At 64.6% G+C, this 25,101-nt stretch carries 28 protein-coding genes; 10 read left to right on the top strand and 18 right to left on the bottom strand.

Going from position 1 to position 25,101, the window contains the following annotated elements:
• Nucleotides 1-21: 21 nt before the first annotated feature.
• A complete protein-coding gene (leuD, locus tag ABIB06_RS13470) occupies nt 22-627 on the bottom strand; it encodes a 3-isopropylmalate dehydratase small subunit (RefSeq protein ID WP_354048397.1) in 606 nt (201 codons plus the stop codon).
• A gap of 90 nt (nt 628-717) precedes the next feature.
• Nucleotides 718-1,119: a metallopeptidase family protein gene (locus ABIB06_RS13465; RefSeq protein ID WP_354048395.1), complete on the bottom strand. Its 402-nt coding sequence runs from the start codon at nt 1,117-1,119 to the stop codon at nt 718-720.
• A gap of 155 nt (nt 1,120-1,274) precedes the next feature.
• On the opposite strand from ABIB06_RS13465, the gene ABIB06_RS13460 reads away from it, so the two are divergent.
• The 3 genes from ABIB06_RS13460 to ABIB06_RS13450 all read left to right on the top strand — a co-directional run bounded on the left by ABIB06_RS13460 (nt 1,275) and on the right by ABIB06_RS13450 (nt 2,593).
• Entirely contained in the window at nt 1,275-1,556 is a 282-nt protein-coding gene (locus tag ABIB06_RS13460; RefSeq protein WP_247344596.1) for a hypothetical protein, read from the top strand.
• A 51-nt stretch (nt 1,557-1,607) separates the two neighbouring features.
• Nucleotides 1,608-1,874, top strand: coding sequence for a hypothetical protein (locus ABIB06_RS13455; protein ID WP_247344509.1), 267 nt, complete (start codon nt 1,608-1,610; stop codon nt 1,872-1,874).
• Nucleotides 1,875-2,026: 152 nt separating this feature from the next.
• The gene (locus ABIB06_RS13450) at nt 2,027-2,593 is read left to right on the top strand and encodes a hypothetical protein (protein ID WP_354048393.1); all 567 of its coding nucleotides are present in this window, start codon (nt 2,027-2,029) and stop codon (nt 2,591-2,593) included.
• A gap of 54 nt (nt 2,594-2,647) precedes the next feature.
• Here ABIB06_RS13450 and ABIB06_RS13445 read toward each other — a convergent pair whose 3' ends face one another.
• From ABIB06_RS13445 to ffh, 7 genes are all read right to left on the bottom strand, one after another.
• A complete protein-coding gene (locus ABIB06_RS13445; protein WP_247344503.1) occupies nt 2,648-2,857 on the bottom strand; it encodes a hypothetical protein in 210 nt (69 codons plus the stop codon).
• A 94-nt stretch (nt 2,858-2,951) separates the two neighbouring features.
• On the bottom strand, nt 2,952-4,358 hold the full coding sequence (gene leuC, locus ABIB06_RS13440) for a 3-isopropylmalate dehydratase large subunit (RefSeq protein WP_354048391.1): 1,407 nt from the start codon (nt 4,356-4,358) through the stop codon (nt 2,952-2,954).
• A gap of 441 nt (nt 4,359-4,799) precedes the next feature.
• The gene (gene rplS / locus ABIB06_RS13435; RefSeq protein ID WP_247344496.1) at nt 4,800-5,183 is read right to left on the bottom strand and encodes a 50S ribosomal protein L19; all 384 of its coding nucleotides are present in this window, start codon (nt 5,181-5,183) and stop codon (nt 4,800-4,802) included.
• A 107-nt stretch (nt 5,184-5,290) separates the two neighbouring features.
• Nucleotides 5,291-6,046: a tRNA (guanosine(37)-N1)-methyltransferase TrmD gene (gene trmD / locus ABIB06_RS13430; RefSeq protein ID WP_247344493.1), complete on the bottom strand. Its 756-nt coding sequence runs from the start codon at nt 6,044-6,046 to the stop codon at nt 5,291-5,293.
• Nucleotides 6,047-6,153: 107 nt separating this feature from the next.
• A complete protein-coding gene (gene rimM / locus ABIB06_RS13425) occupies nt 6,154-6,690 on the bottom strand; it encodes a ribosome maturation factor RimM (protein ID WP_247344490.1) in 537 nt (178 codons plus the stop codon).
• 9 nt (nt 6,691-6,699) lie between these two features.
• Nucleotides 6,700-7,032: a 30S ribosomal protein S16 gene (gene rpsP, locus ABIB06_RS13420; RefSeq protein WP_247330959.1), complete on the bottom strand. Its 333-nt coding sequence runs from the start codon at nt 7,030-7,032 to the stop codon at nt 6,700-6,702.
• Between the two features lie 86 nt (nt 7,033-7,118).
• Complete coding sequence (gene ffh / locus ABIB06_RS13415) at nt 7,119-8,666, bottom strand: signal recognition particle protein (RefSeq protein ID WP_247344487.1); 1,548 nt, start codon at nt 8,664-8,666, stop codon at nt 7,119-7,121.
• Between the two features lie 330 nt (nt 8,667-8,996).
• Here ffh and ABIB06_RS13410 point away from each other — a divergent pair, with 330 nt between their 5' ends.
• On the top strand, nt 8,997-10,061 hold the full coding sequence (locus ABIB06_RS13410) for an MBL fold metallo-hydrolase (protein WP_247344485.1): 1,065 nt from the start codon (nt 8,997-8,999) through the stop codon (nt 10,059-10,061).
• A 145-nt stretch (nt 10,062-10,206) separates the two neighbouring features.
• Here ABIB06_RS13410 and ABIB06_RS13405 read toward each other — a convergent pair whose 3' ends face one another.
• Nucleotides 10,207-10,926 (bottom strand): SIMPL domain-containing protein, encoded by a 720-nt coding sequence (locus ABIB06_RS13405; RefSeq protein WP_247344481.1) that lies wholly within the window; start codon nt 10,924-10,926, stop codon nt 10,207-10,209.
• 5 nt (nt 10,927-10,931) lie between these two features.
• Nucleotides 10,932-11,744, bottom strand: coding sequence for a GyrI-like domain-containing protein (locus tag ABIB06_RS13400; protein ID WP_354068856.1), 813 nt, complete (start codon nt 11,742-11,744; stop codon nt 10,932-10,934).
• Between the two features lie 220 nt (nt 11,745-11,964).
• On the opposite strand from ABIB06_RS13400, the gene dapF reads away from it, so the two are divergent.
• Both dapF and mtaB read left to right on the top strand, forming a co-directional pair.
• Nucleotides 11,965-12,840 carry a diaminopimelate epimerase gene (dapF, locus tag ABIB06_RS13395; RefSeq protein WP_247344475.1) on the top strand — a complete coding sequence of 292 codons (876 nt, stop codon included), beginning with the start codon at nt 11,965-11,967 and terminating at the stop codon, nt 12,838-12,840.
• Nucleotides 12,840-14,093 carry a tRNA (N(6)-L-threonylcarbamoyladenosine(37)-C(2))-methylthiotransferase MtaB gene (gene mtaB / locus ABIB06_RS13390; protein WP_354048385.1) on the top strand — a complete coding sequence of 418 codons (1,254 nt, stop codon included), beginning with the start codon at nt 12,840-12,842 and terminating at the stop codon, nt 14,091-14,093. The genes dapF and mtaB overlap by 1 nt, the downstream gene beginning before the upstream one ends.
• 133 nt (nt 14,094-14,226) lie before the next feature.
• On the opposite strand, the gene ABIB06_RS13385 is transcribed toward mtaB, so the two are convergent.
• Nucleotides 14,227-15,336: a DUF2336 domain-containing protein gene (locus ABIB06_RS13385; RefSeq protein WP_354048383.1), complete on the bottom strand. Its 1,110-nt coding sequence runs from the start codon at nt 15,334-15,336 to the stop codon at nt 14,227-14,229.
• A 252-nt stretch (nt 15,337-15,588) separates the two neighbouring features.
• Nucleotides 15,589-16,290 (bottom strand): RluA family pseudouridine synthase, encoded by a 702-nt coding sequence (locus ABIB06_RS13380; RefSeq protein WP_354048381.1) that lies wholly within the window; start codon nt 16,288-16,290, stop codon nt 15,589-15,591.
• A 60-nt stretch (nt 16,291-16,350) separates the two neighbouring features.
• Between ABIB06_RS13380 and ftsY the strand changes: the two genes are divergently transcribed.
• Both ftsY and ABIB06_RS13370 read left to right on the top strand, forming a co-directional pair.
• Nucleotides 16,351-17,298 (top strand): signal recognition particle-docking protein FtsY, encoded by a 948-nt coding sequence (gene ftsY, locus ABIB06_RS13375; RefSeq protein ID WP_354048379.1) that lies wholly within the window; start codon nt 16,351-16,353, stop codon nt 17,296-17,298.
• 3 nt (nt 17,299-17,301) lie between these two features.
• Nucleotides 17,302-17,904 carry a septation protein A gene (locus ABIB06_RS13370; RefSeq protein ID WP_247344460.1) on the top strand — a complete coding sequence of 201 codons (603 nt, stop codon included), beginning with the start codon at nt 17,302-17,304 and terminating at the stop codon, nt 17,902-17,904.
• A 102-nt stretch (nt 17,905-18,006) separates the two neighbouring features.
• On the opposite strand, the gene ABIB06_RS13365 is transcribed toward ABIB06_RS13370, so the two are convergent.
• The 5 genes from ABIB06_RS13365 to ccmA all read right to left on the bottom strand — a co-directional run bounded on the left by ABIB06_RS13365 (nt 18,007) and on the right by ccmA (nt 20,988).
• On the bottom strand, nt 18,007-18,594 hold the full coding sequence (locus ABIB06_RS13365; RefSeq protein WP_354048377.1) for a DsbE family thiol:disulfide interchange protein: 588 nt from the start codon (nt 18,592-18,594) through the stop codon (nt 18,007-18,009).
• Complete coding sequence (ccmD, locus tag ABIB06_RS13360; RefSeq protein ID WP_354048375.1) at nt 18,591-18,776, bottom strand: heme exporter protein CcmD; 186 nt, start codon at nt 18,774-18,776, stop codon at nt 18,591-18,593. The genes ABIB06_RS13365 and ccmD overlap by 4 nt, the downstream gene beginning before the upstream one ends.
• A complete protein-coding gene (locus ABIB06_RS13355; RefSeq protein WP_354048373.1) occupies nt 18,773-19,564 on the bottom strand; it encodes a heme ABC transporter permease in 792 nt (263 codons plus the stop codon). Before ABIB06_RS13355 ends, ccmD begins: the two co-directional genes overlap by 4 nt.
• Before the next feature lie 76 nt (nt 19,565-19,640).
• The gene (ccmB, locus tag ABIB06_RS13350; protein WP_354048371.1) at nt 19,641-20,309 is read right to left on the bottom strand and encodes a heme exporter protein CcmB; all 669 of its coding nucleotides are present in this window, start codon (nt 20,307-20,309) and stop codon (nt 19,641-19,643) included.
• A 76-nt stretch (nt 20,310-20,385) separates the two neighbouring features.
• Nucleotides 20,386-20,988, bottom strand: coding sequence for a heme ABC exporter ATP-binding protein CcmA (gene ccmA / locus ABIB06_RS13345; protein WP_354048369.1), 603 nt, complete (start codon nt 20,986-20,988; stop codon nt 20,386-20,388).
• Between the two features lie 243 nt (nt 20,989-21,231).
• Here ccmA and acnA point away from each other — a divergent pair, with 243 nt between their 5' ends.
• Both acnA and ABIB06_RS13335 read left to right on the top strand, forming a co-directional pair.
• Nucleotides 21,232-23,952 (top strand): aconitate hydratase AcnA, encoded by a 2,721-nt coding sequence (gene acnA / locus ABIB06_RS13340; RefSeq protein WP_247344443.1) that lies wholly within the window; start codon nt 21,232-21,234, stop codon nt 23,950-23,952.
• Nucleotides 23,953-24,173: 221 nt separating this feature from the next.
• Nucleotides 24,174-24,950 carry a DUF1223 domain-containing protein gene (locus tag ABIB06_RS13335; protein WP_247444084.1) on the top strand — a complete coding sequence of 259 codons (777 nt, stop codon included), beginning with the start codon at nt 24,174-24,176 and terminating at the stop codon, nt 24,948-24,950.
• Nucleotides 24,951-25,101 lie beyond the last annotated feature (151 nt).

Genomic DNA, 25,101 nt, shown 5'->3' with positions numbered 1-25,101 from the left:
GGCTCGTCTAAAAGCTTGCGGTCAAGCCCAGGCGCGTTCGCTCTTGAGCTTCTCTTCATAAGTGTCGATCGAGGACTTCTTCTCCATCGTCAGGCCGATGTCGTCGAGGCCGTTGATCAGGCAGTGCTTGCGGAACGGGTCGATCTCGAACTTGACCGTGCCGCCGTCGGGGCCGCGGATCTCCTGGTTCGGCAGGTCGATCGTCAGCGTCGCGTTGGCGCCGCGCTCGGCGTCGTCGAACAGCTTGTCGAGGTCTTCCTGCGACACGCGGATCGGCAGGATGCCATTCTTGAAGCAGTTGTTGTAGAAGATGTCGCCGAACGACGTCGAGATCACGCAGCGGATGCCGAAATCGAGCAGCGCCCAGGGCGCGTGCTCGCGGCTCGAGCCGCAGCCGAAATTGTCGCCGGCGACCAGCACCTTCGAATTGCGATAGGCGGGCTGGTTGAGGACGAAATCCGGATTCTCGCTGCCGTCGTCCTTGTAGCGCTGCTCGGAGAAGAGCCCCTTGCCGAGGCCGGTGCGCTTGATGGTCTTGAGGTACTGCTTCGGAATGATCATGTCGGTATCGACATTGATGATCTTCAGCGGCGCCGCGACGCCTTCCAGCGTGGTGAACTTGTCCATGGTTGCGCTTTCCCGGGGTGGCTCAGAAGAACCGATATTTATCGCGATCGAGCCCCAAATCCTAGGCCGAATTCGGCAGATCTCGTCTGCTCAACCCGGCTCTTGGGCCTCAATCGCGGCCATATCGTCGTCCGAGAGGCCGAAATGATGGCCGATCTCGTGGATCAGGACGTGGCGGACGATATGGCCGAGGCTCTCGTCGTGCTCGGCCCAGTAATCCAGGATCGGCCGGCGGTAGAGCCAGACCATGTTGGGCAAACGCGCCACATCGCCAAAACTCTGCTGCGGCAGGCCGATGCCCTGGAACAGGCCGAGCAGGTCGAACTCGCTCTCGCATTCCATCGAGTCCAGGACTTCCTCGGTCGGGAAGTCGTCGACGCGGATGATCACGCCCTCGCAGAGCTTGCGAAATTCCGCCGGCAGGCGCTCGAAGATGTCATGGGCCGTCGCTTCCATCTCGGCCAGCGAAGGCGCTTTCAATTCCGTCCACATGGATCCCTCTTAGCGCGGGTTCCGCGCCGATGCATCCGGCATTATAAGCGCGGCGAGGTTGACGGGCGCCGTCAAAACGGGGAGCGTAGGGCCTCGAATAGGACGTTCAAGTGGGCGGAAAAATGCGAACGAAAACAGCGCTGACGCTACTGTGCATGGGGTTGTTTTCGCAGTTTTGCGTTGGCGCGGAAGCCCAGACCGCGGCCCACGGCATCAGGCTGGCCCAGGCGGCCTCGTCAGACGATGTCCCGCCGCCGCGCAAGCGGCGGCCGGCGCGTCTGCGCGTTACGCCCTACTACACTCCTGACGGCGTCTATCCGCGCTACAACCCCGGTCCCGATGCGGTCCGCGAGTGCAACGCCACCTATGTGCAGGAATACCGCCCCAGCGGCACGGTGATCGTGCCGCATATGAGCTGCTACTGGCGTCGGGGCTGAGTTGGCCGATCCCGCCGGCAGCACCGCATGCGGGCGCAGCAGAGGTCGATCATGACGAGATGGATCGGAGTAGCGGTTGCCCTCGGGCTGATCGTCGCTTTACCCGGCGTCTCCATTGCCGCGACGCAGGATGCCGCGACAAGAAAGGCGTCGGCGTCCGCAACGGACCTCGGTGCGCGGCGTCACGGACGCCATCATGACGCTGTGCGCCGCGTCGCACCTCACGAGCCGCGTTACTACGCGCGGCCTGTCTACTACCGCCCTTATCCTTACGGCGTGCCCGCACCGTTCGTGCTCAGCTTCGGGCCGTGGTGGTGACGTCGCAGCACGACGCCGGGAACATCGTTCATTCATGAGGCATTCACGTCGCCGTCCCTAATTTAATCTCGGGAGCGACCGTCAATGAACAGCGCAGACGCACGGCGCGAACGAGCGTCGCAACTCCGCTGTCCAGATTCAGGGAGAAATCGATGCTGAGGATATTGGGTCTCAGAGCAAGCCCGATCCGCTTGCTCGGGATTGCGGCCGCCACGACGCTGATGCTGTCGGCCGGGACCACGCGTCGTGCTGAAGCAATGACTCCGATCAATCCGACGGCGTTGCCGGCGGCGAAGGCCGCAAGCGACGACATGATCCAGATTCGCCACGGCGGCGGTGGCGGCGGTGGACATGGCGGTGGTGGACATGGCGGCGGCTTCCATGGAGGAGGCGGCTTCCACGGTGGCGGAGGACATTTCGGCGGCTTCCGCGGCGGTGGCTTCCGCGGCGGTGGCATCCACGGTGGTGGCTTCCGCGCCGCGCCCGCCTTTCATGGTGGCGGCTATCGCTACGGCGGAGTTCATCGCTTTGGCGGCTATCACCGTTATGGCGGCTATCGTCCCGCCTACTACGGCCATCGCCATTTCCACCGGCGCTATTACGGCGGCTACTATCCCTATTACAGCTATCCGCGTCGCTGCCGGGTCATCTGGACCTATTACGGCCCGCGCCGCGTCTGCCGCTGGCATCGCTGGCACCATCCGTACCGGTATTGGTAAGCACGATCGAAATGAAAAGGGCGCCTCGGTGGCGCCCTTTTTTCATTCGGTGGCTTAAAGCCAATCCTTCAGCTTCCACGAAGCCGACTTCCAGCGTGTGAGGTTCTCTAGCTTCCACTGCTTGAACATCGCCGGCGGCCAGCGGCTGAGCCTTGAGGTTTCCTCGACCTCGGGTTTGGCGACGATGCGCAGCGGTGCGGTGCGCCGCCGATGCTGGGGCGTCGCCGCGCTGATCAGATCGACATATTCAGGCTTGTTGACCATGAGGCGTGTCCTCGCGAAACCGTCGCGAGGACGCAGTATCGGCGCTGCCGATTAACGGCGGTTTGCCGCGATCGTTCAAATTGCAGGAAGCGGCTCAGCGCCACTCCCTGATGTCGACGAAGTGACCCGCGATGGCCGCGGCCGCCGCCATCGCCGGCGACACCAGATGGGTGCGGCCCTTGAAGCCCTGGCGGCCCTCGAAATTGCGGTTCGAGGTCGAGGCGCAGCGCTCTTCCGGAGCCAGCTTGTCCGGATTCATGGCGAGGCACATCGAACAGCCGGGCTCGCGCCATTCGAATCCGGCCGTGATGAAGATCTTGTCCAGACCTTCAGCCTCGGCCTGCTCCTTCACGAGGCCGGAGCCCGGCACGACCATGGCGTTGACATGCGCTGAAACGGTCTTGCCTTGCGCAATCTTTGCTGCCGCGCGCAAATCCTCGATGCGGCCGTTGGTGCAGGAGCCGATGAAGATGCGGTCGAGCTTGATGTCGGTGATCTTCGTGCCCGCGGTCAGGCCCATGTACTTCAAGGCGCGGTGCTTCGACAGGCGCTTGGCCTCGTCCGCGATCTTGTCGGGGTCGGGCACGATGCCGGTGATCGAGATCACGTCCTCGGGGCTCGTGCCCCAGGTCACGATCGGCGGCAGCTTGGCGGCATCGAGGCGCAGCTCATGGTCGAAATGCGCGCCCTCGTCGGAGCGCAGTTTTTCCCAGTAGCGCATCGCCGTGTCCCAGGCGGCACCCTTCGGCGCCTTGGGACGATCGCGCAGGAAGTCGTAGGCTTTCTGATCGGGCGCGACCAGGCCGGCGCGCGCGCCGCCTTCGATCGACATGTTGCAGACCGTCATGCGGCCTTCCATGCTGAGCGCACGGATCGCATCGCCGGCGTATTCCAGCACGTAGCCGGTGCCGCCCGCGGTGCCGATCTCGCCGATGATGGCCAGGATGATGTCCTTGCCCGTCACGCCGTCCGGCAATTTGCCGTCGACGGTGACGCGCATGTTCTTCGCCTTCTTCTGGATCAGCGTCTGCGTCGCCAGCACGTGCTCGACCTCGCTCGTGCCGATGCCGTGCGCGAGCGCGCCGAACGCGCCATGCGTCGAGGTGTGACTGTCACCGCAGACGATGGTGGTGCCGGGCAGCGTAAAACCCTGCTCGGGTCCGATGACGTGGACGACGCCCTGGCGCTTGTCGAACTCGTCGTAATATTCGATGCCGAATTCCTTGGCGTTGTCGGCCAGCGCCTTGATCTGCTCGATGCTCTCCGGATCCGGATTCGGCTTGGTGCGGTCGGTGGTCGGGACGTTGTGATCGACGACAGCGAGCGTCTTCTCGGGCGCGTGGACCTTGCGCCCGGTGGTGCGCAGGCCTTCGAACGCCTGCGGTGAGGTCACCTCGTGCACCAGATGACGATCGATATAGAGCAGGCAGGTGCCGTCCTCGGCTTCGTGCACCAGATGGTCGTTCCAGATCTTGTCGTACAATGTGGTCGGCTTGGACATGAGCGTCAGCTCCAGGAATGTTGTGTAGAGCGGGTTGCGCGGGTGGCGCGCGGGGCAACAAAATCGTCAGCGCAGCTTTTAGGCTGCGCGCGTAAGCTCTGACGTTGCCGAGGTCGCGAAGCGCCCGAAGAACCGGCCAGGCAGCCGTGAGCGATCGTCGATGACGATGCGCTTGGCGGACGAGAGGCTGGTCGGATCTGGAAACATTCCAAGAATATATAGCAGGCCGAATTGGAATCGCGAGGGCTTTCAAGGCTCGCGCAAGACATGCCCCTCACCCTGAGGAGCGCGCCTCGGCGCGCGTCTCGAAGGGCGAGGCCACAGGCGGGCCTGCATCCTTCGAGACGCGCTCCTCAGGATGAGGGCGAGACCTGCGAGCAGGGAACAAAAAAGCGCGGGGTTTGGCCCCGCGCTCTCCGAAACTCGCCTGTAAGCGAAAGCTTACTCGTTGACGGCGGTGGCGCGGTCCTGCTTTTTCTCGACGATGCGGGCCGACTTGCCGCGAAGGCTGCGGAGATAATAGAGCTTGGCGCGACGCACCTTACCGCGGCGCACCACCTTGATCGAGTCGATCATCGGCGACATCACCGGGAACACGCGCTCGACGCCCTCGCCGTAGGAAATCTTGCGGACGGTGAAGCTCTCGTTGAGCCCACCGCCGGAGCGGCCGATGCAGACGCCTTCATAGGCCTGCACGCGGGATCGGTCGCCTTCGACCACCTTCACGTTGACGATCACGGTGTCACCCGGTCCGAACTCCGGAATCTCCTTGCCGGCGGCGAGCTTGTCGAATTGCTCTTTTTCAAGCTGTTGGATCAGGTTCATGGGTAAGTCTCCATCGGCGCGCCCAGCCGCAGGACGGGGGCTGCGCGAAATTCGTCTATCCAGCTATTGCGGATGTGGCGCTCCTATAGGACAAGCCGGAGCGTTTGTCACCCGTCTGTCTTGTTTTTTGGCGTTTTTTGGCGTCCGGCCCGATTCGGGGCCTTGCTCGGGATTTGGGCCCACAAATCGGGTCGCCGGGCTGCCGTCAGGGCCTCGGATTCCGCCCGCCGCCAGCCAGCGACCTTGGCATGGTCGCCTGAGGTCAGGATTTCGGGGATCGGAGTTCCCTCGAACAGCTGCGGACGGGTGTATTGGGGGTATTCGAGCAGGCCGTCCGAAAAGCTTTCCTCGGTTCCCGAGGCTTCCTTGCCCATCACGCCCGGCAGCAGCCGGACGCAGGCATCTATTAGCGCCAGCGCGGCGATTTCACCCCCGGACAGCACGTAATCGCCGATCGAGACCTCCTCCAGGCCTCGCCGGTCGATCACCCGCTGATCCACCCCCTCGAACCGCCCGCAGACGACCAGGGGACCCGGACCCTTGGCCAGCTCCAGGACGCGGGCCTGGGTCAATGGCCGACCCCGAGGGCTCATCAGCAGTTTCGGCCGATCCTGTTCGCTTTCGGCGGCATCGATGGCCGCCGCCAGAACATCGGCCCGGAGCACCATGCCCGGCCCGCCGCCGGCCGGGGTGTCGTCGACGCTGCGGTGGCGATCGGTGGCCGAGGCCCGGATGTCCCGCGCCTCCAGCTCCCAAAGCCCGGACGCCAGCGCCCGGCCGGCCAAGCTCACGCCCAGCGGCCCCGGAAACATTTCCGGAAACAGCGTCAGCACCGTCGCGCGCCAGGGTAGGGGATTGGTCATTGGTCCTAAGAAATCCGTCGTCCCGGCGAAGGCCCGGGACCCACAGTCACCGCTGCCCGTTTTGCGATGATCGGCGCCACCAGCTTAACCAAAACCACGGCCTGTGGTTATGCGTCCCGGCCTTGGTCCTTGTCCTTGTCCTCGCCCTCGATCTCCTGCGGCAGCGCGATCACGACGCGGCCGCCGGCAAGATCGACCTCGGGCACCACCGCGTTCGTGAACGGCAGCAGCAGCGTCGGGCCTTTGGGTGGAGCGATCTCGATGAGGTCGCCGGCGCCGAAATTATGAATCGCGAGCACGCGGCCGAGCGCGTCGCCGTCAGGGGTGACGGCGGCAAGCCCGATCAAATCGGTGTGGTAATATTCGTCCGCGTCGGTCGCGGGCAGCTTTTCGCGCGCGACGTAGAGCTCGATGCCGTTGAGCCGTTCGGCCTCATCGCGGGTCGTGACACCCTTGAACGTCGCGACCAGATGATCCTTGGCCTCGCGCGCCTGTGCGACCTCGAACTGGCGCTTGCCGTCCTTCGACGAGAGCAGACCGTAGCGCCTGATGGCAAAGGGATCTTCGGTGAAGGTCCACAGTTTGACCGCGCCGCGCACACCATGCGCGGCGCCGATCCGCGCGACGCAGACCAGCTCCGGCATGGTCTGGCCTTAACCCTTCGCGGCGGCTTCGGCCTGCGCCTTGCGCTCCTTGCGCGGCACGGCCTTTTCCGGGTTGTTGCGCGTTTCGCGCTTCTTGACGCCGGCGGCGTCGAGGAAGCGCGACACACGGTCCGACGGCTGCGCGCCCTTGGCGAGCCAGGCCTTGACCTTGTCCATGTCGAGCTTCAGGCGGGTCTCGTTGTCCTTCGGCAGCAGCGGGTTGAAATAGCCGAGACGCTCGATGAAGCGGCCATCGCGGGGAAAGCGCGAATCGGCGACGACGACGTGATAGACGGGGCGCTTCTTGGTGCCAGCGCGGGCGAGGCGGATAACGACGGACATCTTAGTTCTCCTTAAAAGTACAGTTTGTTCGATTGATTGGTATTTTCGCGCCGCGCGGGACACCTACGACCCGTGCGACGAATTCCTCATTTCTTCTTGCCCGGAAATCCGCCGAGGCCCGGAAGCATCGGCTTGCCGCTCAGCCCGGTCAGGCCGGGAACGTTCGGCAGACCGGTGCGCAGACCAGCCGGCAAATCCTTCGGCAGGCTGGGCAGACCTTGTCCGCCGCCACCTTGCATCTTCTCCTGCAGCGCCTTCATCTCTTCCGGCGAAGGCGGCTTCATGCCGCCGCCAAAGCCCATCGCCTGTGCGATACCGGCGAGCGGCCCGCGCTTGCCCGAACCCATGGCCTTCATCATGTCGGCCATGTTCCGGTGCATCTTGAGCAGCTTGTTGACCTGCTCGACGCTCTGGCCGGAACCTGCGGCGATGCGCTTCTTGCGGCTGGCCTTGAGCAAATCGGGATGACGGCGCTCGTCGCGCGTCATGGAATCGATCACCGCGACCTGGCGCTTCAAAATCTTGTCGTCGATGCCGGCGGCCGCGATCTGGTTCTTCATCTTGGCGATGCCGGGCATCATGCCCATCAGCCCGCTGATGCCGCCCATGTTCGCCATCTGCGACAGCTGCTCGCGCATATCGTTGAGGTCGAACTGCCCCTTGCGCATGCGCTCGGCGGTGCGCGCGGCCTTTTCGGCGTCGATATTAGCGGCGGCGCGTTCGACCAGCGAGACCACGTCGCCCATGCCGAGGATGCGGCCGGCGATACGGTCGGGATGGAAATCCTCCAGCGCATCGGTTTTTTCACCGGTGCCGAGCAGCTTGATCGGCTTGCCCGTGACGGCGCGCATCGACAGCGCGGCGCCGCCGCGGCCGTCGCCGTCCACACGTGTGAGCACGATGCCGGTCAGGCCGACGCGCTCGTCGAAGGCGCGGGCGAGGTTGACGGCGTCCTGGCCGGTGAGGCTGTCTGCCACCAGCAGCACTTCATGCGGATTGGCGGCGGCTTTGATCGCTGCCGCTTCCGCCATCATCTCTTCGTCGAGCGTGGTGCGGCCGGCGGTGTCGAGCAGCACGACGTCGTAGCCGCCGAGCTTGCCGGCCTCCAGCGCACGCTTCGCGATGTGAGCCGGCTGCTGGCCGGCGACGATCGGGAGCGTCGGAATGTCGAGGTCGCGGCCCAGTACGGCCAGCTGCTCCATCGCCGCGGGACGGTAGATGTCGAGCGACGCCATCAGCACCTTGCGCTTGTCGCGCTGGACCATGCGGCGGGCGAGCTTTGCGGTGGTGGTCGTCTTGCCGGAGCCTTGCAGGCCGACCATCATGATCGGCACCGGCGGCACGGAATTGACGTCGATGGTCTGGCTTTCGGCGCCGAGCATGTTGATCAGCTCGTCATGGACGATCTTGACCACCATCTGGCCGGGCGTGACCGACTTGACGACGGTGGCGCCGATCGCCTGCTCGCGGACCCGCTCGGTGAAGCTGCGCACCACTTCGAGCGCGACGTCGGCTTCCAGCAGCGCGCGGCGCACCTCGCGCATCGCGGCGTCGACGTCCTTTTCGGTCAGCGCACCGCGCCCCGTCAGACGATCGAGAATGCCGCCAAGCCGTTCCGACAGATTGTCGAACAATGCCGTTGTCCTTTTTCACCTCTCTCCGCGAGCGCGGGGCGAGGGAGCAGAAAATCCAAACACCTTCACGCCCGAGGGCGCATAGCGCTGTCGGGCGTTGGCCTCTGGCCTCAGGGACCAGTCGGCGGGTCGAAAAGAAAGCCTTTCCGAGAAGTGGCGGGGTTAAACGCCGCTGACGCTCAAAAGTCAAGGAAAGTTAGGGGGGCGGAACGCCTTCGCCAGGGTAAGTCACTGAAAAGATGATTCTTTTGACCGCAGGTTCCTTTTTCTCTGGCCCGGCCCATATGAGGGTGATGTCCGGCCGCTCCGACCAGCCCTGAAGCTTGACCCGTGAAGATCACCCGCCGCCGCCTTTTCGGACTGCTTGCCGGGGCCAGCGCGTTGGTTGGCGTGCCCTCTCTTTGGATGTCCCGCATGAAAACCTATGACGGTCCCGCCTCCGACCATTTCGACGGGCTGACCTTCTTCGATCCGGACGGCGCGCCGCCGAAATCGCTTCGCGAGGTGCTGCGCTGGCAGTTCGGCGGCAAGCGACAGCGCGCGGCCTGGCCGGACTGGGCGCCGAGCCCCCACGCCGATGCCCCGCCGGCGCGCGTCGACGGCGACAAGGTGCGGCTCTCCTTCGTCGGCCATGCCAGCTGGCTGATCCAGACCGGCGGCCTCAACATCCTCGTCGATCCCGTCTGGTCGACGCGGGTCTCGCCCGTCAGCTTCGCGGGACCGAAACGGCATAACGATCCCGGCATTGCCTTCGACAAGCTGCCGAAGATCGATATCGTGCTGGTCTCGCACGGCCACTACGACCATCTCGACATCGCGACGCTGTCGCGGCTCGCCAAGAATTTTGCCCCGCGCGTGGTCACCCCGCTCGGCAACGACGTCACGATGCGGAGCACCGATTCCACGCTCAAGGTGGAAGCCTTCGACTGGCACGATCGCGTCGAGCTCGGCGGCGGCATCGCCGTGACGCTAGTGCCGACCCGACACTGGTCGGCGCGCGGCATGTTCGATCGCAACAAGGCGCTGTGGGCGAGTTTCGTGCTGGAGACGCCAGCGGGGAAAATCTACGTCGTCTGCGATTCCGGCTACGGCGATGGCAAGCATTTTCGCCGCGTCGCCGAGAAGTATGGACCGTTGCGTCTCGCGATCCTCCCGATCGGCGCCTACGAGCCGCGCTGGTTCATGCGCGACCAGCACATGAATCCGGAAGATGCGGTGAAGGCGCTGGCGGATTGCGGCGCGCAAGCCGCGCTGGGGCATCATCACGGCACGTTCCAGCTGACCGATGAGGCAATCGACGCGCCGGCCAAGGCGCTGGTCGAGGCGCTGGATGCAGCAAAGATTCAGCAAGAGCGGTTCGTGGCGATGAAGCCGGGGCAGGTGGTGGAGATTTAACGTCCTGGCAAACCGCTGGTGCCCCGGACGCAGCGCAGCGTCTCTTCGACGGTGCGCTGCAGAGCCGGGGCCCATGCTTGCGGCACGCTGGGTCCCGGCTCTGCGCAGCAGCGTTTCACGCTGCAGCGCGTCCGGGACACGAGACCTACTGCTCTTTTGGCTTGATCGCCCAGCTCACATTCACCGTCACCGACAGTGTTTCCTCGCCCGGTGCGACGGCGGCGCCGCCTGCGGCCATTGGAGCAGCGGCCATGCGGCCCTTGAACAGCGGCATTGGGGCACCGCCTTCGGACACGCTGAGCGGCGCACCCAGCGTCACACCGGCGGCCCTGGCATAGATCTCCGCCTTGCGGCGGGCATCGGTGACCGCCTGCTCGCGGGCGTCGTCGAGCAGTTTTGACGCCTGCGTCACTTCGAAGGAGATATTGCCGATATCGTTGGCGCCGGCGCCGACCAGCGTGTCGATGATGCCAGCGACCTTGGTCACGTCGCGGATTTTCACGGTGACGCGGTTCGAGGCGCGGAAGCCGACCACGGGCGAGGCGCCGGTGGATTTGTTCTGGCCATATTGCGGTTGCAGCGACAGCCGCGAGGTCTGGTAATCCTTCTCGGCAATGCCTGCGCCCTTCAGCGCCAGCAGCACCTTGCCCATCGCGGCGTTGTTGGCGTCGGAAGCTTCCTTCGCCGACTTGGCGTCGTTGGCTACGCCAGCATTGATCTGCGCCAGATCAGGCGCGGCGGAAATCGTGGCTTCGCCGCTCACCGAAATCGCGGACGGAAAATCGTCGGCGAGCGCAGGCGTTGCCGGCAGCGCGGCGGCAAAGGACGCAACAAGGGAGGTAAAAAGGATCGCGGGCTTTTTCATCGGTCTCACTTCAGCGGCACGAAAACATTGATCACGAGCTTGTCCTCCGCCGTCTTCAGGGGATCGGTGAGGTACTCCTCGATGAAGGTGTCCTTGGCTTCCAGCTTCTTGTCGTCGAGGTGATTGGTGATCGCCTCGTAGGTGTTGTCCATGTTGTCGTAGGAGCCGCGATGGACAAATTTCAGGGCTTTGCCCTCCGGCGATTTGCCGATGCTCATGTCCTTGGGCAGGTTCTTCGGGTCCTGCTCGACCGGGATCTCGGCAAGGAAGGTGAAGCCGGTGTCGTCGGTCGAGGTGTAGACGATCATCGAATTGCCGGCGTGCTTGATGCCCTGCTTGTCCAGCAGCGTGTTCAGCGCCTTGAAGGCGTCGACCAGCGTGTCGAAGGCCGAGTCCCAATTGGCGGTGCCCTTGACCATCACGACCTTCTTGGGCTCGAGCGTAGCCTCCTGGCCGAAGGGATCGGCGGTCTGCACGGGAGCCGGGTTTGCGGCGGCAGCGGGCGGCGGGGCGGCGGGGCTCGGTGAGGCACTGGCTGCGGGTGAGGGCGACGTTGCAGGGCTTGACGTCGCAGGGCTTGACGTCGCAGGGCTTGACGTCGCAGGGCTTGGCGAGGCGCTGGCCGCCGGCGAGGGCGTAGCCACGGGTGCGGGCGAGGCACTTGCCGCCGGGGAGGGCGAAGCCGACGGGGCCGGCGAGGGGCTCGCTGATGCGGCCGGCGCCGGGCTCGGCGTTTGGGCCAGCGTGGCGGACAGACCAAACGACAAGGCCGCTGCCGGGATCAGCGCGGCCAAAGCGAGACAACGAAACCTGAACATTTTTACTCTCCCCAAAACCTTATGCACCAAGGCCTTAATCCACCAAGGGCTTAACCCGGCTGCGCGTCCCGGTTTGCGCGAATTGCGTCGTTCTAACACGCGAGCGCCGAATTCGTCCCATGACAGATGCGTCATGGCAGACGTCCTGACGTCAGGTGGCAAATCACTGGCCAAGCCGGCAAGGATCGCCATATAAGGCAGGCGAAATTCGGGAATTTTCATGAGCGCGCTGGCTAATCACGCATTTGCCAAGATGAACGGTATCGGCAACGAGATCGTCGTTGTCGACATGCGCGATTCCACCGCGCCGGTCACCCCGGACGATGCCCGCGCGGTGGCGTCGGCTCAAGGCGGCGTGCCCTACGACCAGTTGATGGTGCTGCAGAAGCCGCGGTTCGACGGCACCGAAGCCTTCATCCGCATCTACAACAATGACGGCTCCGAGGCCGGCGCCTGCGGCAACGGCATGCGCTGCGTGGTGCGGCGCCTGTTCGAGAAGACCGGCCAGACGACGGTGACGTTCGAGACGGCCGCGGGCCTGCTCAATTGCTGGCAGGGTCCTGCGCCCGATCTCTACACTGTCGACATGGGCGCGCCGAAGTTCGGCTGGCAGGACATTCCGCTCGACCAGGAATTCCGCGACACCCGCTACATCGAACTGCAGATCGGTCCGATCGACAATCCGATCCTGCATTCGCCCTCGGTGGTGAGCATGGGCAATCCGCATGCGGTGTTCTGGGTCGATGACGTCAACGCCTACGATCTCGAGCGCTTTGGTCCGCTGCTGGAAAATCACCCGATCTTCCCCGAGCGCGCCAATATCACGCTGGCCCATATCGTCGATCGCGACCATATCACGATCCGCACCTGGGAGCGCGGCGCGGGCCTCACCAGGGCCTGCGGCTCCGCGGCCTGCGCCACCGCAGTCGCGGCGGCGCGGCTGAAGCGCGCCGGGCGCAATGTCGAGATCACGCTGCCCGGCGGCAAGCTCGGTATCGAATGGCGCGAGCGCGACGACCACGTGTTGATGACGGGCACGGCGACCTTCGAATATGAAGGCAGTTTCGATCCGGCGCTGTTCGCGCCGGTCGGCTGATGGCCGTCGACATCGTCGCCTTCGGCTGCCGCCTCAATGCCTTCGAGGCCGAGGTGATCCGCCGCGAGGCCGAGAGCGCGGGCCTTTCAGATACCATCGTCATCAACAGCTGCGCCGTCACCAACGAGGCGGTGGCGCAGGCGCGCCAGTCGATCCGCAAATTGAAGCGCGAGCGGCCGGGAGCGCGCATCGTCGTCACCGGCTGTGCCGCGCAGACGCAAAGCGGCATGTTCGCCGCTATGGCCGAGGTCGATCGCGTCGTCGGCAATGACGACAAGATGCGCAGCAGCGCGTGGCGCGATGCGCGCAATGCGTTCGATCTCGGTGCCAGCGAAAAAATCGCCGTCAGCGACATCATGGCAGTGAAGGAGATGGCGCCGCATCTTATCGACGGTTTTGCGAGCGGCTTGCCGCGCGTATTCGTGCAGGTGCAGAACGGCTGCGACCATCGCTGCACCTTCTGTATCATTCCGTTCGGGCGCGGCAATTCGCGCTCGGTGCCGATGGGCGCCGTCATCGATCAGGTGCGGGCGTTGGTCGAGCGCGGCCATGCCGAGATCGTGCTGACCGGTGTCGACCTCACCAGCTACGGCAGTGATCTGCCGGGTGCACCGAAACTCGGGATGCTGACGAAGCAGATTTTGCGGCATGTGCCGGAGCTCAAGCGGCTGCGCATCTCTTCGATCGATTCGATCGAGGCAGATCGTGATCTGTTAGATGCCATCGCCGACGATTCGCGGCTGATGCCGCATCTGCATCTGTCGCTGCAGTCCGGCGACGACATGATCTTGAAGCGCATGAAGCGGCGGCATTCGCGTGGCGACGCAATTGCGTTCTGCGACCAGGTGCGCCGTCTGCGGCCGGACATCGCGTTCGGGGCCGACATCATCGCGGGCTTTCCGACCGAGACCGAGGAGATGTTCTCGCGCTCGCTCGATCTGGTCGAGGAATGCGGCCTGACTTTCCTGCACGTCTTCCCCTATTCGCCACGCCCCGGCACGCCGGCCGCGCGGATGCCGCAGGTCGCGGGGCCAGTCATCAAGGAACGCGCGAAGCGGCTACGTGCGGCGGGCGAAGCGGCATTGCGCCACCGGCTGCAAGCCGAGATCGGTGCCACGCGTGAGGTGCTGATCGAGAGCGCGGAGCAGGGACGGACGGAGCACTATCTGCCGGTGGCGATTGGGGGCGAAGAGGTGGGAAGCGTCGTGCCGCTCAGAATTACGGCTAGTGATGGCGAGCGGTTAGCCACATAGTCAGTGTCGTCGCCCGGCTTGACCGGGCGACCCAGTACGCCGCGGCCCCTCCGTACCTCACGAATGTCTCTGGAATACTGGATCACCCGCTTTCGCGGGTGACGACATCTTCAACTTGGTACGCAGCGTACGCCTACAACGCCCGCACCTGCCAGAACCTGAGCGTCCGCCGCGCATTCTCCGGCGTCATGCGTGCGTAATGGCCTTGCGCTCTCGCGATGTCCGCCGGCTTCATCGCGCCCGTCGCAAAACGGCTTTCGAGCACGGCGGCGGTGGTTTCCCAGCTGAGCTGTGCCGCCTTGCACGGCACCAGCAGGCCGTCCTCACGCAGGCTCTGCATCAGTGGGCGAATCACTTCGACGGTCGATCCGGACAGTGCCGCCAACGCCGCCACGGCTTCTTCATAGCGCCGCTGCGTGGCGAAGCCGAGCAATGTCGTCTCGGTCAGCTGGCCGCCCGCCTTGAGGTTTGCAATTGCCCGTTTGGCACCTTCGAAGTCGCGGACCCCCGACATTTCGCGCTCGACGCCGACGGTGACCGCTGCAATCGCGCCCTGGATCTCGTCGAACAGATGCGTCGGCGCGCGCGACAACAGGCGGGTGCGCACGGCGTCGGTCGCCGAGCGCAGCAACTCGCGGCGCAGATCCGATGGCAGGTCGACGCGGACGCCGACGCTGACGGCGAGTTCGGGATCAGCCTCGGCCTGTCCGACGATGACGGCAAATCCGTTGCCGGAAACGCGCGCGCCGGGATTGGCGGCAAGCCGCCGGCTGACGCTGGGATAACGCCGCGCCAGCAGCGCATCGGTGACGATCTCCTTCAGCCACCAGCGCCCGGCGACCGCGAGCAGATGCGGCTCGCCTTTGCTCGATGCGATCTTCACCAGCTCGCCATCGTCGAGGCGCGCGGATTCCTGGAGCACGGGACGGGCGATGCGGATCTCGTCATTGTTGGCGAGGCGGCGGATGACCGATGGTGGCGCCTGCGCGATCGGCGCGAGCTGCGCGCTGATCTCGGCGAGCGCAACGCGCGCGGCCATGTCCGCGATGGCCCGGAGCTCGATGGTGCCGATCAGGCGCTCGAGCACGTCGTCGAACAGCGCGATCTGCTCGTCGTCAAAACTGCCGGCGGAGGACAGGAACAGGTCGGTGACGCGGCGGGCGGTTGCCAGGCCCTTTTCGGCGGAGCCTGTCCGAAGCGCGGACTCGACCTCGTCGATGATCGATAACCCGGCCGTGGACATGACGCGCAGCTCGTCCTGAGCAGATTGACGGAAGCCTGTTCTAAGCAACCGCTATCATGAGGGACGAGCACTGAACGTTTCGTAAACTATAGGAAGCCCGGCGGGCACTGCTCCTCATCCTGAGGAGCCCGCGAAGCGGGCGTCTCGAAGGATGGCCGCAGGGCGAGATGCGGGCCTGCATGGTTCGCCCGGCGATGCAAGGCATCGTCCGGAGACGCGTTCCGCGCTCCTCACCATGAGGGTCTGAAATGGCTATTCTCCGTTCCACCCGCAGGCGCGGAGCCGCGCGTGCATGTGGGGCGGGGCCGGCGCCACGACGCGGACCGGCTCCTTGTTCCGGGAGATCGGCACCACGATCTCGCGGGAATGCAGGTGCAGTTTCGGTTCCCCGAAACGCGGGCCGTTGCCGTAAATGTTATCGCCGAAGATCGGCCATCCCGTCGACGCCGAATGCACCCGCAATTGATGGGTCCGCCCGGTCACAGGTTCCATGGCGAGCCAGGTGAGGCCATTGCCCCGGCCCATCACCTTCCAGTTGGTGACCGCCTTCTGGCCTTCCGGATCCGGCTTCTGCCACCAGCCACGTTCGGCATTGAGGCGGCCCAGCGGCATATCGACGATGCCTTCGTCCTGGGCGGGGCCGCCCTCGACGATGGTCCAGTAGGTCTTGCCGATCTTGCCATGCTTGAACAGCAGGCCGAGCGAGGCGGTCGCCTTGCGATGACGGCCGAGGATGAGGCAACCGGAGGTGTCCTTGTCCAACCGGTGGGCCAGCACCGGCGGCCGCGGCAGGCCAAAACGGAGCGCGTCGAAGGAAGTTTCCAGATTGGCGCCACCCTTGGGGCCGCGATGCACCGGCAGGCCGGCCGGCTTGTCGATGACCAGCATCAATCCGTCGCGATGGAGCACGCGCGCCAGGATTTCGTCAGCGGTCAATTCGGGAACATCGAGCAATTGCAGGACTTTCGGTCAAGACTTTCGTTTGGAAGCCGGAACGGCTAACACACCGCCACCATGAACGATACCACCCCCGAGACCCCCAAGCAGAGCTGGTGGCGCCGCCTGTCCAACGGGCTGAAGCGCACCTCGTCCTCGCTCGGGACCGCGGTCGCCGACCTCGTCACCAAGCGCAAGCTCGACCGCGCCATGCTCGACGACATCGAGGACGTGCTGCTGCGTGCCGACCTCGGCACCTCGGTCGCGGTGCGGATTGCGGAGGCCGTCGGCACGGGGCGCTACGACAAGGCGATCTCGGCGGACGAAGTCAAGGACGTCGTCGCGACCGAGGTCGAGAAGGTGCTGGCGCCGGTGGCGAAGCCGCTCGAGATCGACGCCGGCAAGAAGCCCTTCGTCATCCTCGTGGTCGGTGTCAACGGCTCCGGCAAGACCACCACCATCGGAAAACTCTCGCAAAAATTCGCGTCCGAAGGCCGCAAGGTGATGCTGGCCGCCGGCGACACGTTTCGCGCCGCGGCGATCGAGCAGCTCAAGGTTTGGGGCGAACGCACAAAGACGCCCGTCATATCGGGCGCGCAGGGCTCGGATTCAGCGAGCCTAGCTTTCAACGCGCTGACGGCGGCGAAGGAGCAGGCCGTCGACGTGCTCCTGATCGACACCGCCGGTCGGCTTCAGAACAAGGCCGAGCTGATGAACGAGCTCGAAAAGGTCGTGCGGGTCATCCGCAAGGTGGACGCGACTGCGCCGCATGCGGTGCTGCTTGTGCTGGATGCCACCGTCGGCCAGAACGCGCTCTCGCAGGTCGAGGCCTTCCACCGCACGGCAGGGGTCACCGGCCTCGTGATGACGAAGCTCGACGGCACCGCCCGCGGCGGCATTCTGGTGGCGCTCGCGGATAAATTCAAACTGCCGGTGCATTTCATCGGCGTCGGCGAAGGCGTCGACGATCTTGCGCCGTTCACCGCGCGGGACTTCGCCCGCGCGATTGCCGGAATCGAAAGCTGAAGAATGGACAAGACCCAGCCGCATCCGCTGTTCAAGCTTGCGACCGAGCTCGGCCCGCTACTCGTGTTCTTCTTCATGAATGCGAAGTTCAATCTGTTCGCCGCGACCGGCGCTTTCATGGTCGCGATCGTCATTGCGATGATCGCCTCCTATGTGGTGACGCGGCACATCCCGATCATGGCGATCGTGACAGGCGTCATCGTGCTGGTGTTCGGCACGCTGACCCTGGTGCTGCACGACGAGACTTTCATCAAGCTCAAGCCGACCATCATCTACGCCCTGTTCGCCGCGATCCTCGGCGGTGGCCTGTTGTTCGGTCGCTCCTTCATCGCCGTCATGTTCGACCAGATGTTCAACCTGACGCCGCGGGGCTGGCGCATCCTCACACTGCGCTGGGCGCTGTTCTTCGCCGGCATGGCGGTGCTGAACGAGATCGTCTGGCGCACCCAGAGCACGGACTTCTGGGTGAACTTCAAGGTGTTCGGCGTCACCCCACTGACCATGGTCTTCGCCATCGCCCAGATGCCGCTGACCAAGCGTTATCATCTCGAGCCGGCGTCGCTGGAGACAAGCGAGGCCGAGGCGGGGGATGTGCGGAAGGGTTGAATTTCCCAACTCGTCATTGCGAGCGAAGCGAAGCAATCCAGAATCCCTCCGCGGAGACAGTCTGGATTGCTTCGTCGCAAGGGCTCCTCGCAATGACGGTGACTATTTCAGCGCCTTCTCCATCTGCGGCAACAACACCGTCCGCAGATTGTCCGGCGTGATCGGTCCCACCATCTTGTAGACGATGGTGCCTTCGCGTCCGACGACAAACGTCTCCGGCACGCCATAGACGCCCCATTCGATCGAGGCGCGGCCGTTGGCGTCCACGCCGACGTGGCCGAACGGGTTGCCGTAGCGCCCGAGGAAGCGCCGCGCGTTGTCGGCGGCGTCCTTGTAGTTGACGCCGACGAGCTGGAAGCGTTTGTCTTTTGCCAATTCGGTCAGGAGCGGCGCCTCGTCGTGGCACGGCACGCACCAGGACGCCCAGACATTGACGAGACTGACCTTGCCCTTGAAGGCGGCGGGATCGAGGCCGGGGACCTGCGCGTTGTCAGCCTGCAATCCATCGAGCGGCGGCAGCGTGGTTTGCGGCGCGGGACGACCGATCAGCGCGGAAGGAATCCGCGAGGGATCGCCGCTGCCGAGCCGGAACCAGAATAACAGTGCCAAGCCGATGAAGGCGACCAGCGGCAGCACCATCAGGAAGGTGCGGCGCTGCGGCGGAGCGGACGTCGGTTGATCGCTCGTCATAGCTGATCACTCCCGCTGCGCCCCGAACGGCGGGTGATGCCGCTGCGGTCGAGATCGCGCAGGCGCTGGGTCTGGCTACGGTAGTCGAGCACGATCCAGCCGATCAGGATCACGACCACGAGGGCGGCTGCCGCGTAGGACGTCACGATGAAGGGCGCGTAGGGACCAAGCGACATCGTCATGCAGCCCCAATTTCGTTTGACGCGTTTTCTTTACGCGAACCGGTGCCCACTTCGCTTGAAAACGCTACACGGCTCGCCTGCATCATTTGCAGCGAGCGGACACGGCGGCGCAAAATCTCGTTGCGCATCGCTGCCAGATGCAGCGTGACGAACAGCAGCGTGAACGCGATCGCCATCACCAGCAACGGGATCAAGAAGGATTTGTCGAGCGACGAGCCGCCCATCCGCATCACTGATGCTGGCTGGTGCAGCGTATTCCACCAATCGACCGAGAACTTGATGATGGGCAGGTTGATCGCACCGACCAAGGTCAGCACGGCCGCAGCGCGCGCCGCGCGGGAGGGATCGTCCACCGCGCGCCACAGCGCCATCAGGCCGAGATACATCAGGAACAGGATCAGCACCGAGGTCAGCCGCGCGTCCCATTCCCAATAGGTGCCCCACATCGGCCGGCCCCATAGCGATCCCGTCAGCAGCGCAAGGAAGGTGAAGGCGGCGCCGATCGGAGCGGCGGCTTTGGCGGCGACGTCGGCGAGCGGATGCCGCCACACCAGCGTGCCGAGCGAGGCCAGGCTCATCACGCCCCATACGAACATCGACAGCCAGGCATTGGGCACGTGGATGAACATGATCTTCACCGTCGCGCCCTGCTGGTAGTCGTCCGGCGCGTAGGCCGATTGGTAGAGCCCGACCGCGAGCAGGATGACAGTCGCGGCCGCAAGCCATGGCAACACCCGCGCCGTCAGCGCGAGGAACCGTGTGGGGTTGGCGAGGTCGATCAGGGTCATGGTATTCTGATAATCACAGGTAAGCGCTCAGGCAATCAGCACGAAAGTCCGGAGCGAAAGTTGATCGGGGTCAAGGTCAGTCCAGTCCATGCTTCAGGCTCGCCGCGGCCGCGAAAGGGCCGACCACGAGGCTGACCAGCGACAGCGCGCACAGGATCGAGAACGGTGCGCCGAACGTCATGGGTCCGACGATCACGGCCTGCGAGGCCGCGACCCCGAAGATCAGGACCGGAATCGACAGCGGCAGCACCAGGACGGCCATCAGCAAGCCGCCGCGGTGCAGCGTCACCGCCAGCGCCGCGCCGATCATGCCGGTGAACGTCAGTGCCGGGGTGCCGGCAAGCAGCGTCAGCGCCACAGCGCCGGTTGCGACCATGTCGAGGTTGAGCAGCAGGCCGAGCACGGGGGTTGCGACGATCAGCGGCAGGCCGGCGGCGAGCCAATGCGCCAGCGCTTTCGACGCGCAGGCGAGTTCCAGCGGTGTCCGGCTCATGGTGATCAGGTCGAGCGAGCCGTCCTCGTGGTCGGCCATGAACAGCCGGTCCAGCGTCAGCAGGCTCGCCAGCAGCGCGCCCAGCCACAGGATCGCCGGCCCGAGCCGCGACAGCAGCGCCAGATCCGGCCCCACCGCAAACGGCATCAGTACCACCACGGTCAGGAAGAACAGCACGCCAATCAGCGCCCCGCCGCCGACGCGAAGCGCGATCCGGATGTCCCGGCGAATGAGGGCGAACAGGGCGGTCATGGGGTGGCTCTCGCAAGGCAGCGGGGGAAGGATGAGGCTAGACCCGACCGCGTGGAAATCTGAGGGTCGGACCGTCTCATGCCACACCCCCGATCCGAAGCTCCCGCGTATCGATGCCGAGCGGGGCATGGGTGGCGGCGATGATCAGGCCGCCGCGGCCGAGGTGCTCGCGCATCAATCCGGAAAACATGTCCTGGCCGGCGACATCCAGCGCCGTGGTCGGCTCGTCGAGCAGCCAGACCGGACGGCGGACCGTCAGCAGGCGGGCCAGCGAGAGCCGGCGGCGCTGGCCGGCGGACAGGAAGGCGGCCGGCAGATGGGCGGCGTGATCGAGGCCGACGATGGCGAGGCTTTCGGCAGGGTCAAAACGCTCGCCGCCGAGAAAATCCGTCCAGAATGCCAGATTCTCCGCCACGCTCAGGGCCGGCTTCAGGGCGTCGCGATGACCGAGATAGTGGCACTGCTCCGGCAGGGTCAGCTCGGCATCGCCTCCATCCAGCGCGATCGTGCCGCCCGTCGGAACGAGCAGGCCCGCGATCAGCCGCAGCAGCGACGTCTTGCCCGATCCGTTGCGGCCCACGACCGCCACGGCTTCGCCGGAGCCGGCCTGGAAATCGAGCCCGGAAAACACGTCGCGTCCGCCCCGCACGCAAATCACCCCGCGTCCGGAAAGCTGCATCGTGCCTCGTATCAATCCGCTCAAGCCAGGCCTCAGGAAATCTTGGGGTAGCGCATGGGAATTTTTGGCTCGCGAATTGCTGCGGCACCATTGTGGCTGTGGCGGCGTCGTTAGAAAGCTTCTATAAGCCCGGAACTACTTGATGCAGCAACTTAACCTGCCCCTGCAAGCGACCTAGCCGGAATCGCTGACGGTGTTAAAATACCCCTTGCCGGGTATAACTAACAATTGGGATTTCCTTTCATGACCTCGCTCGACAGCTTCAAATGCAAAAAGACCCTCAAGGTCGGCGCCAAGACCTATGTCTATTACAGCCTGCCCACGGCCGAGAAGAATGGTCTGAAGGGAATTTCCAAACTTCCCTATTCGATGAAGGTTTTGCTCGAGAACCTGCTCCGCAACGAGGACGGTCGCTCGGTCAAGAAGGAAGACATCGTCGCGGTGTCGAAATGGCTGCGCAAGAAGTCGCTGGAGCATGAGATCGCGTTCCGCCCGGCTCGCGTGCTGATGCAGGATTTTACCGGCGTGCCGGCGGTGGTCGACCTCGCTGCCATGCGCAACGCGATGCAGAAGCTTGGCGGCGATGCCGAGAAGATCAATCCGCTGGTGCCGGTCGATCTCGTTATCGACCACTCCGTGATCGTGAACTTCTTCGGTGACAACAAGGCTTTCGGCAAGAACGTCACCGAGGAATACAAGCAGAACCAGGAGCGCTACGAGTTCCTGAAGTGGGGCCAGAAGGCGTTCACGAACTTCTCCGTCGTGCCGCCCGGCACCGGCATCTGCCACCAGGTCAATCTCGAATATCTCTCGCAGACGGTCTGGACCAAGAAGGAGAAGATGACGGTCGGCAAGAAGACCGGCACCTTCGAGGTCGCCTATCCCGACTCGCTGGTCGGCACGGACTCCCACACCACCATGGTCAACGGTCTCGCCGTGCTCGGTTGGGGCGTCGGCGGCATCGAGGCGGAAGCCTGCATGCTCGGTCAGCCGCTGTCGATGCTGCTGCCGACCGTCGTCGGCTTCAAGCTGAAGGGCGCGATGAAGGAAGGCGTCACCGCGACCGACCTCGTGCTGACAGTGACGCAGATGCTGCGCAAGCTCGGCGTCGTCGGCAAGTTCGTCGAGTTCTTCGGTCCCGGCCTCGACCATCTCTCCGTCGCCGACAAGGCGACCATCGCCAACATGGCGCCCGAATACGGCGCGACCTGCGGCTTCTTCCCGGTCGACGCCGCCGCGCTCGATTATCTCAAGACCTCCGGCCGCGCCCCGGCGCGCGTCGCGCTGGTGCAGGCCTATGCCAAGGCGCAAGGGCTGTTCCGCACCGCCAAGTCGGCCGATCCGGTGTTCACGGAGACGCTGACGCTCGACCTCGGCGACGTCGTGCCTTCGATGGCCGGTCCGAAGCGTCCCGAAGGCCGCATTGCGCTGCCGTCGGTCGCCGAAGGCTTTTCGGTCGCCCTCGCCAGCGAATACAAGAAGACCGACGAGCCGACGAAGCGCTTTGCCGTCGACGGCAGGAACTTCGACCTCGGCCATGGCGACGTCGTGATCGCGGCGATCACCTCCTGCACCAACACCTCGAATCCGAGCGTGCTGATCGGCGCCGGTCTGCTGGCGCGTAATGCCGCCGCGAAGGGCCTCAAGGCGAAGCCGTGGGTGAAGACCTCGCTCGCCCCGGGCAGCCAGGTGGTGGCGGCTTATCTCGCCGATTCCGGTCTCCAGGCCGATCTCGACAAGGTCGGCTTCAACCTGATTGGCTTCGGCTGCACCACCTGCATCGGCAATTCCGGCCCGCTGCCCGAGGAGATATCGAAGTCGATCAACGACAACGGCATCGTCGCGGCTGCCGTGCTCTCCGGTAACCGCAACTTCGAAGGCCGCGTCTCGCCGGACGTGCAGGCGAACTATCTGGCCTCGCCGCCGCTCGTCGTCGCCCACGCGCTCGCGGGCAGCGTCACCAAGAATCTCGCCGTCGAGCCGCTCGGCGAAGGCAAGGACGGCAAGCCGGTCTACCTGAAGGACATCTGGCCGACGACGAAGGAGATCAACGCCTTCATGAAGAAGTTCGTGACCGCGGCGATCTTCAAGAAGAAGTATGCCGACGTGTTCAAGGGCGACACCAACTGGCGCAAGATCAAGACGGTCGAGAGCGAGACCTATCGCTGGAACATGAGCTCGACCTATGTGCAGAACCCGCCCTATTTCGACGGCATGAAGAAGGAGCCGGAACCGGTCACCGACATCGTCGAGGCGCGCATCCTCGCCATGTTCGGCGACAAGATCACCACCGACCACATCTCGCCGGCCGGTTCGATCAAGCTCACCTCGCCCGCGGGCAAATACCTCAGCGAGCACCAGGTGCGTCCGGCCGACTTCAACCAGTACGGCACGCGGCGCGGTAACCACGAAGTCATGATGCGCGGCACCTTCGCCAACATCCGCATCAAGAACTTCATGCTCAAAGGTGCGGACGGAAATATCCCTGAAGGCGGCCTGACCAAGCACTGGCCCGACGGCGAGCAGATGTCGATCTACGACGCCGCGATGAAGTACCAGCAGGAGCAGGTGCCGCTGGTGGTGTTCGCGGGCGCGGAATACGGCAACGGCTCCTCGCGCGACTGGGCCGCGAAGGGCACCCGTCTGCTCGGCGTGCGCGCCGTGATCTGCCAGAGCTTCGAGCGCATCCACCGCTCCAATCTGGTCGGCATGGGCGTGCTGCCGCTGACCTTCGAGGACGGCACCTCCTGGTCGTCGCTCGGTCTGAAGGGCGACGAGAAGGTCACGTTGCGTGGTCTCGTCGGCGATTTGAAGCCGCGCCAGAAGCTGACCGCGGAGATCGTCTCCGGCGACGGCTCGTTGCAGCGCATTTCGCTGCTTTGCCGCATCGATACGCTGGATGAGCTCGAATACTACCGCAACGGCGGCATCCTGCACTACGTGCTGCGCAAGCTCGCGGCGTAAGCGCGGATTTGTGAACGGTGGCTCACTGCGAAGTGAGTAGTAGGTTACACGAAGGCGGCCTATCACAAGGCCGCCTTCGCGCCTTTGCGGCAGGCTTCAGATGGGCCCGTCCGGCAGAGAACTTCGTCAAGGACGGTCGAATGTGTGAGACCCGTAAGATTACGGTGACCATCCGGCGGTAAGATTTCCCCTCTCACGAGTAATGGTGTGCGGCGTTCGACATGACAACAATGACGGCTTCTCATCTGGTTTCGCGTTGGTCCGGTGCCCTCTGGTCGGGCGCGCTCGGGATCTGCGCGATCGTCGCCGTCATTCGTCCTGCCGAAGCTGAGCCCCGCGCCGTTGTCGAATTGTTTACCTCGCAGGGCTGCTCCTCCTGCCCGCCGGCCGACAAGATCATCGGCGACCTCTCCAGCGATCCCTCGATCATCGCGCTGAGCATGCCGATCGACTATTGGGATTATCTCGGCTGGAAGGACACACTGGCGGATTCGCGTTTTTCTGCACGGCAGCGGGCCTATTCGCGCATGCGCGGCGACCGCGAAGTCTATACGCCCCAGGTTGTGGTCAACGGCTCCACGCATGTCGTCGGCAGCGACCGCACCGGCATCGAAAGCGCGATCGGCAAGACCGACAAGGGCACGGGCGTGATGAGCGTGCCGGTGACGATGTCGCTCGCGGGCAAGCAGATCAATGTCTCGGTGGCCGCGAGCAAGGAGCCGGCGGTCTCGCGTGGCGAGGTCTGGATCTGCTCGATTGCGAAATCGGTGCCGATCGCGATCAGCCGCGGCGAAAATCGCGGACAGCAGGTCATCTATCACAACGTGGTTCGCAACCTGCTCAAGGTCGGCGACTGGACCGGCCGTTCGGAAAGCTGGACGGTGCCGATCGAGAACCTCACGCGCGACGGCGTCGACGGCGCTGTGGTCTATGTCCAGGACGGCAGCCGGGAAAAGCCGGGGCCGATGCTGGGCGCGGCGTATACGTCGCTGCACTGATTCGATTCTCTCTCTCTAAGAGTCGTACTGCCTAAGCGTCGTACTGCGCTCTCAACCCTCTCCATGAACACGTCTGTCAGACGACGGCGGCTGGATTGGGGACGATTTGCTGGCCGAGCTGGCGAGCCAGTCGGTGCAGAATGCGGTGCTT

The sequence above is a fragment of the Bradyrhizobium sp. LB8.2 genome, from assembly GCF_040548035.1.
Lineage (GTDB): Bacteria > Pseudomonadota > Alphaproteobacteria > Rhizobiales > Xanthobacteraceae > Bradyrhizobium.
Note: the sequence above shows the minus strand (reverse complement) of the source record. Positions and strands in the feature narration are given on the sequence as shown.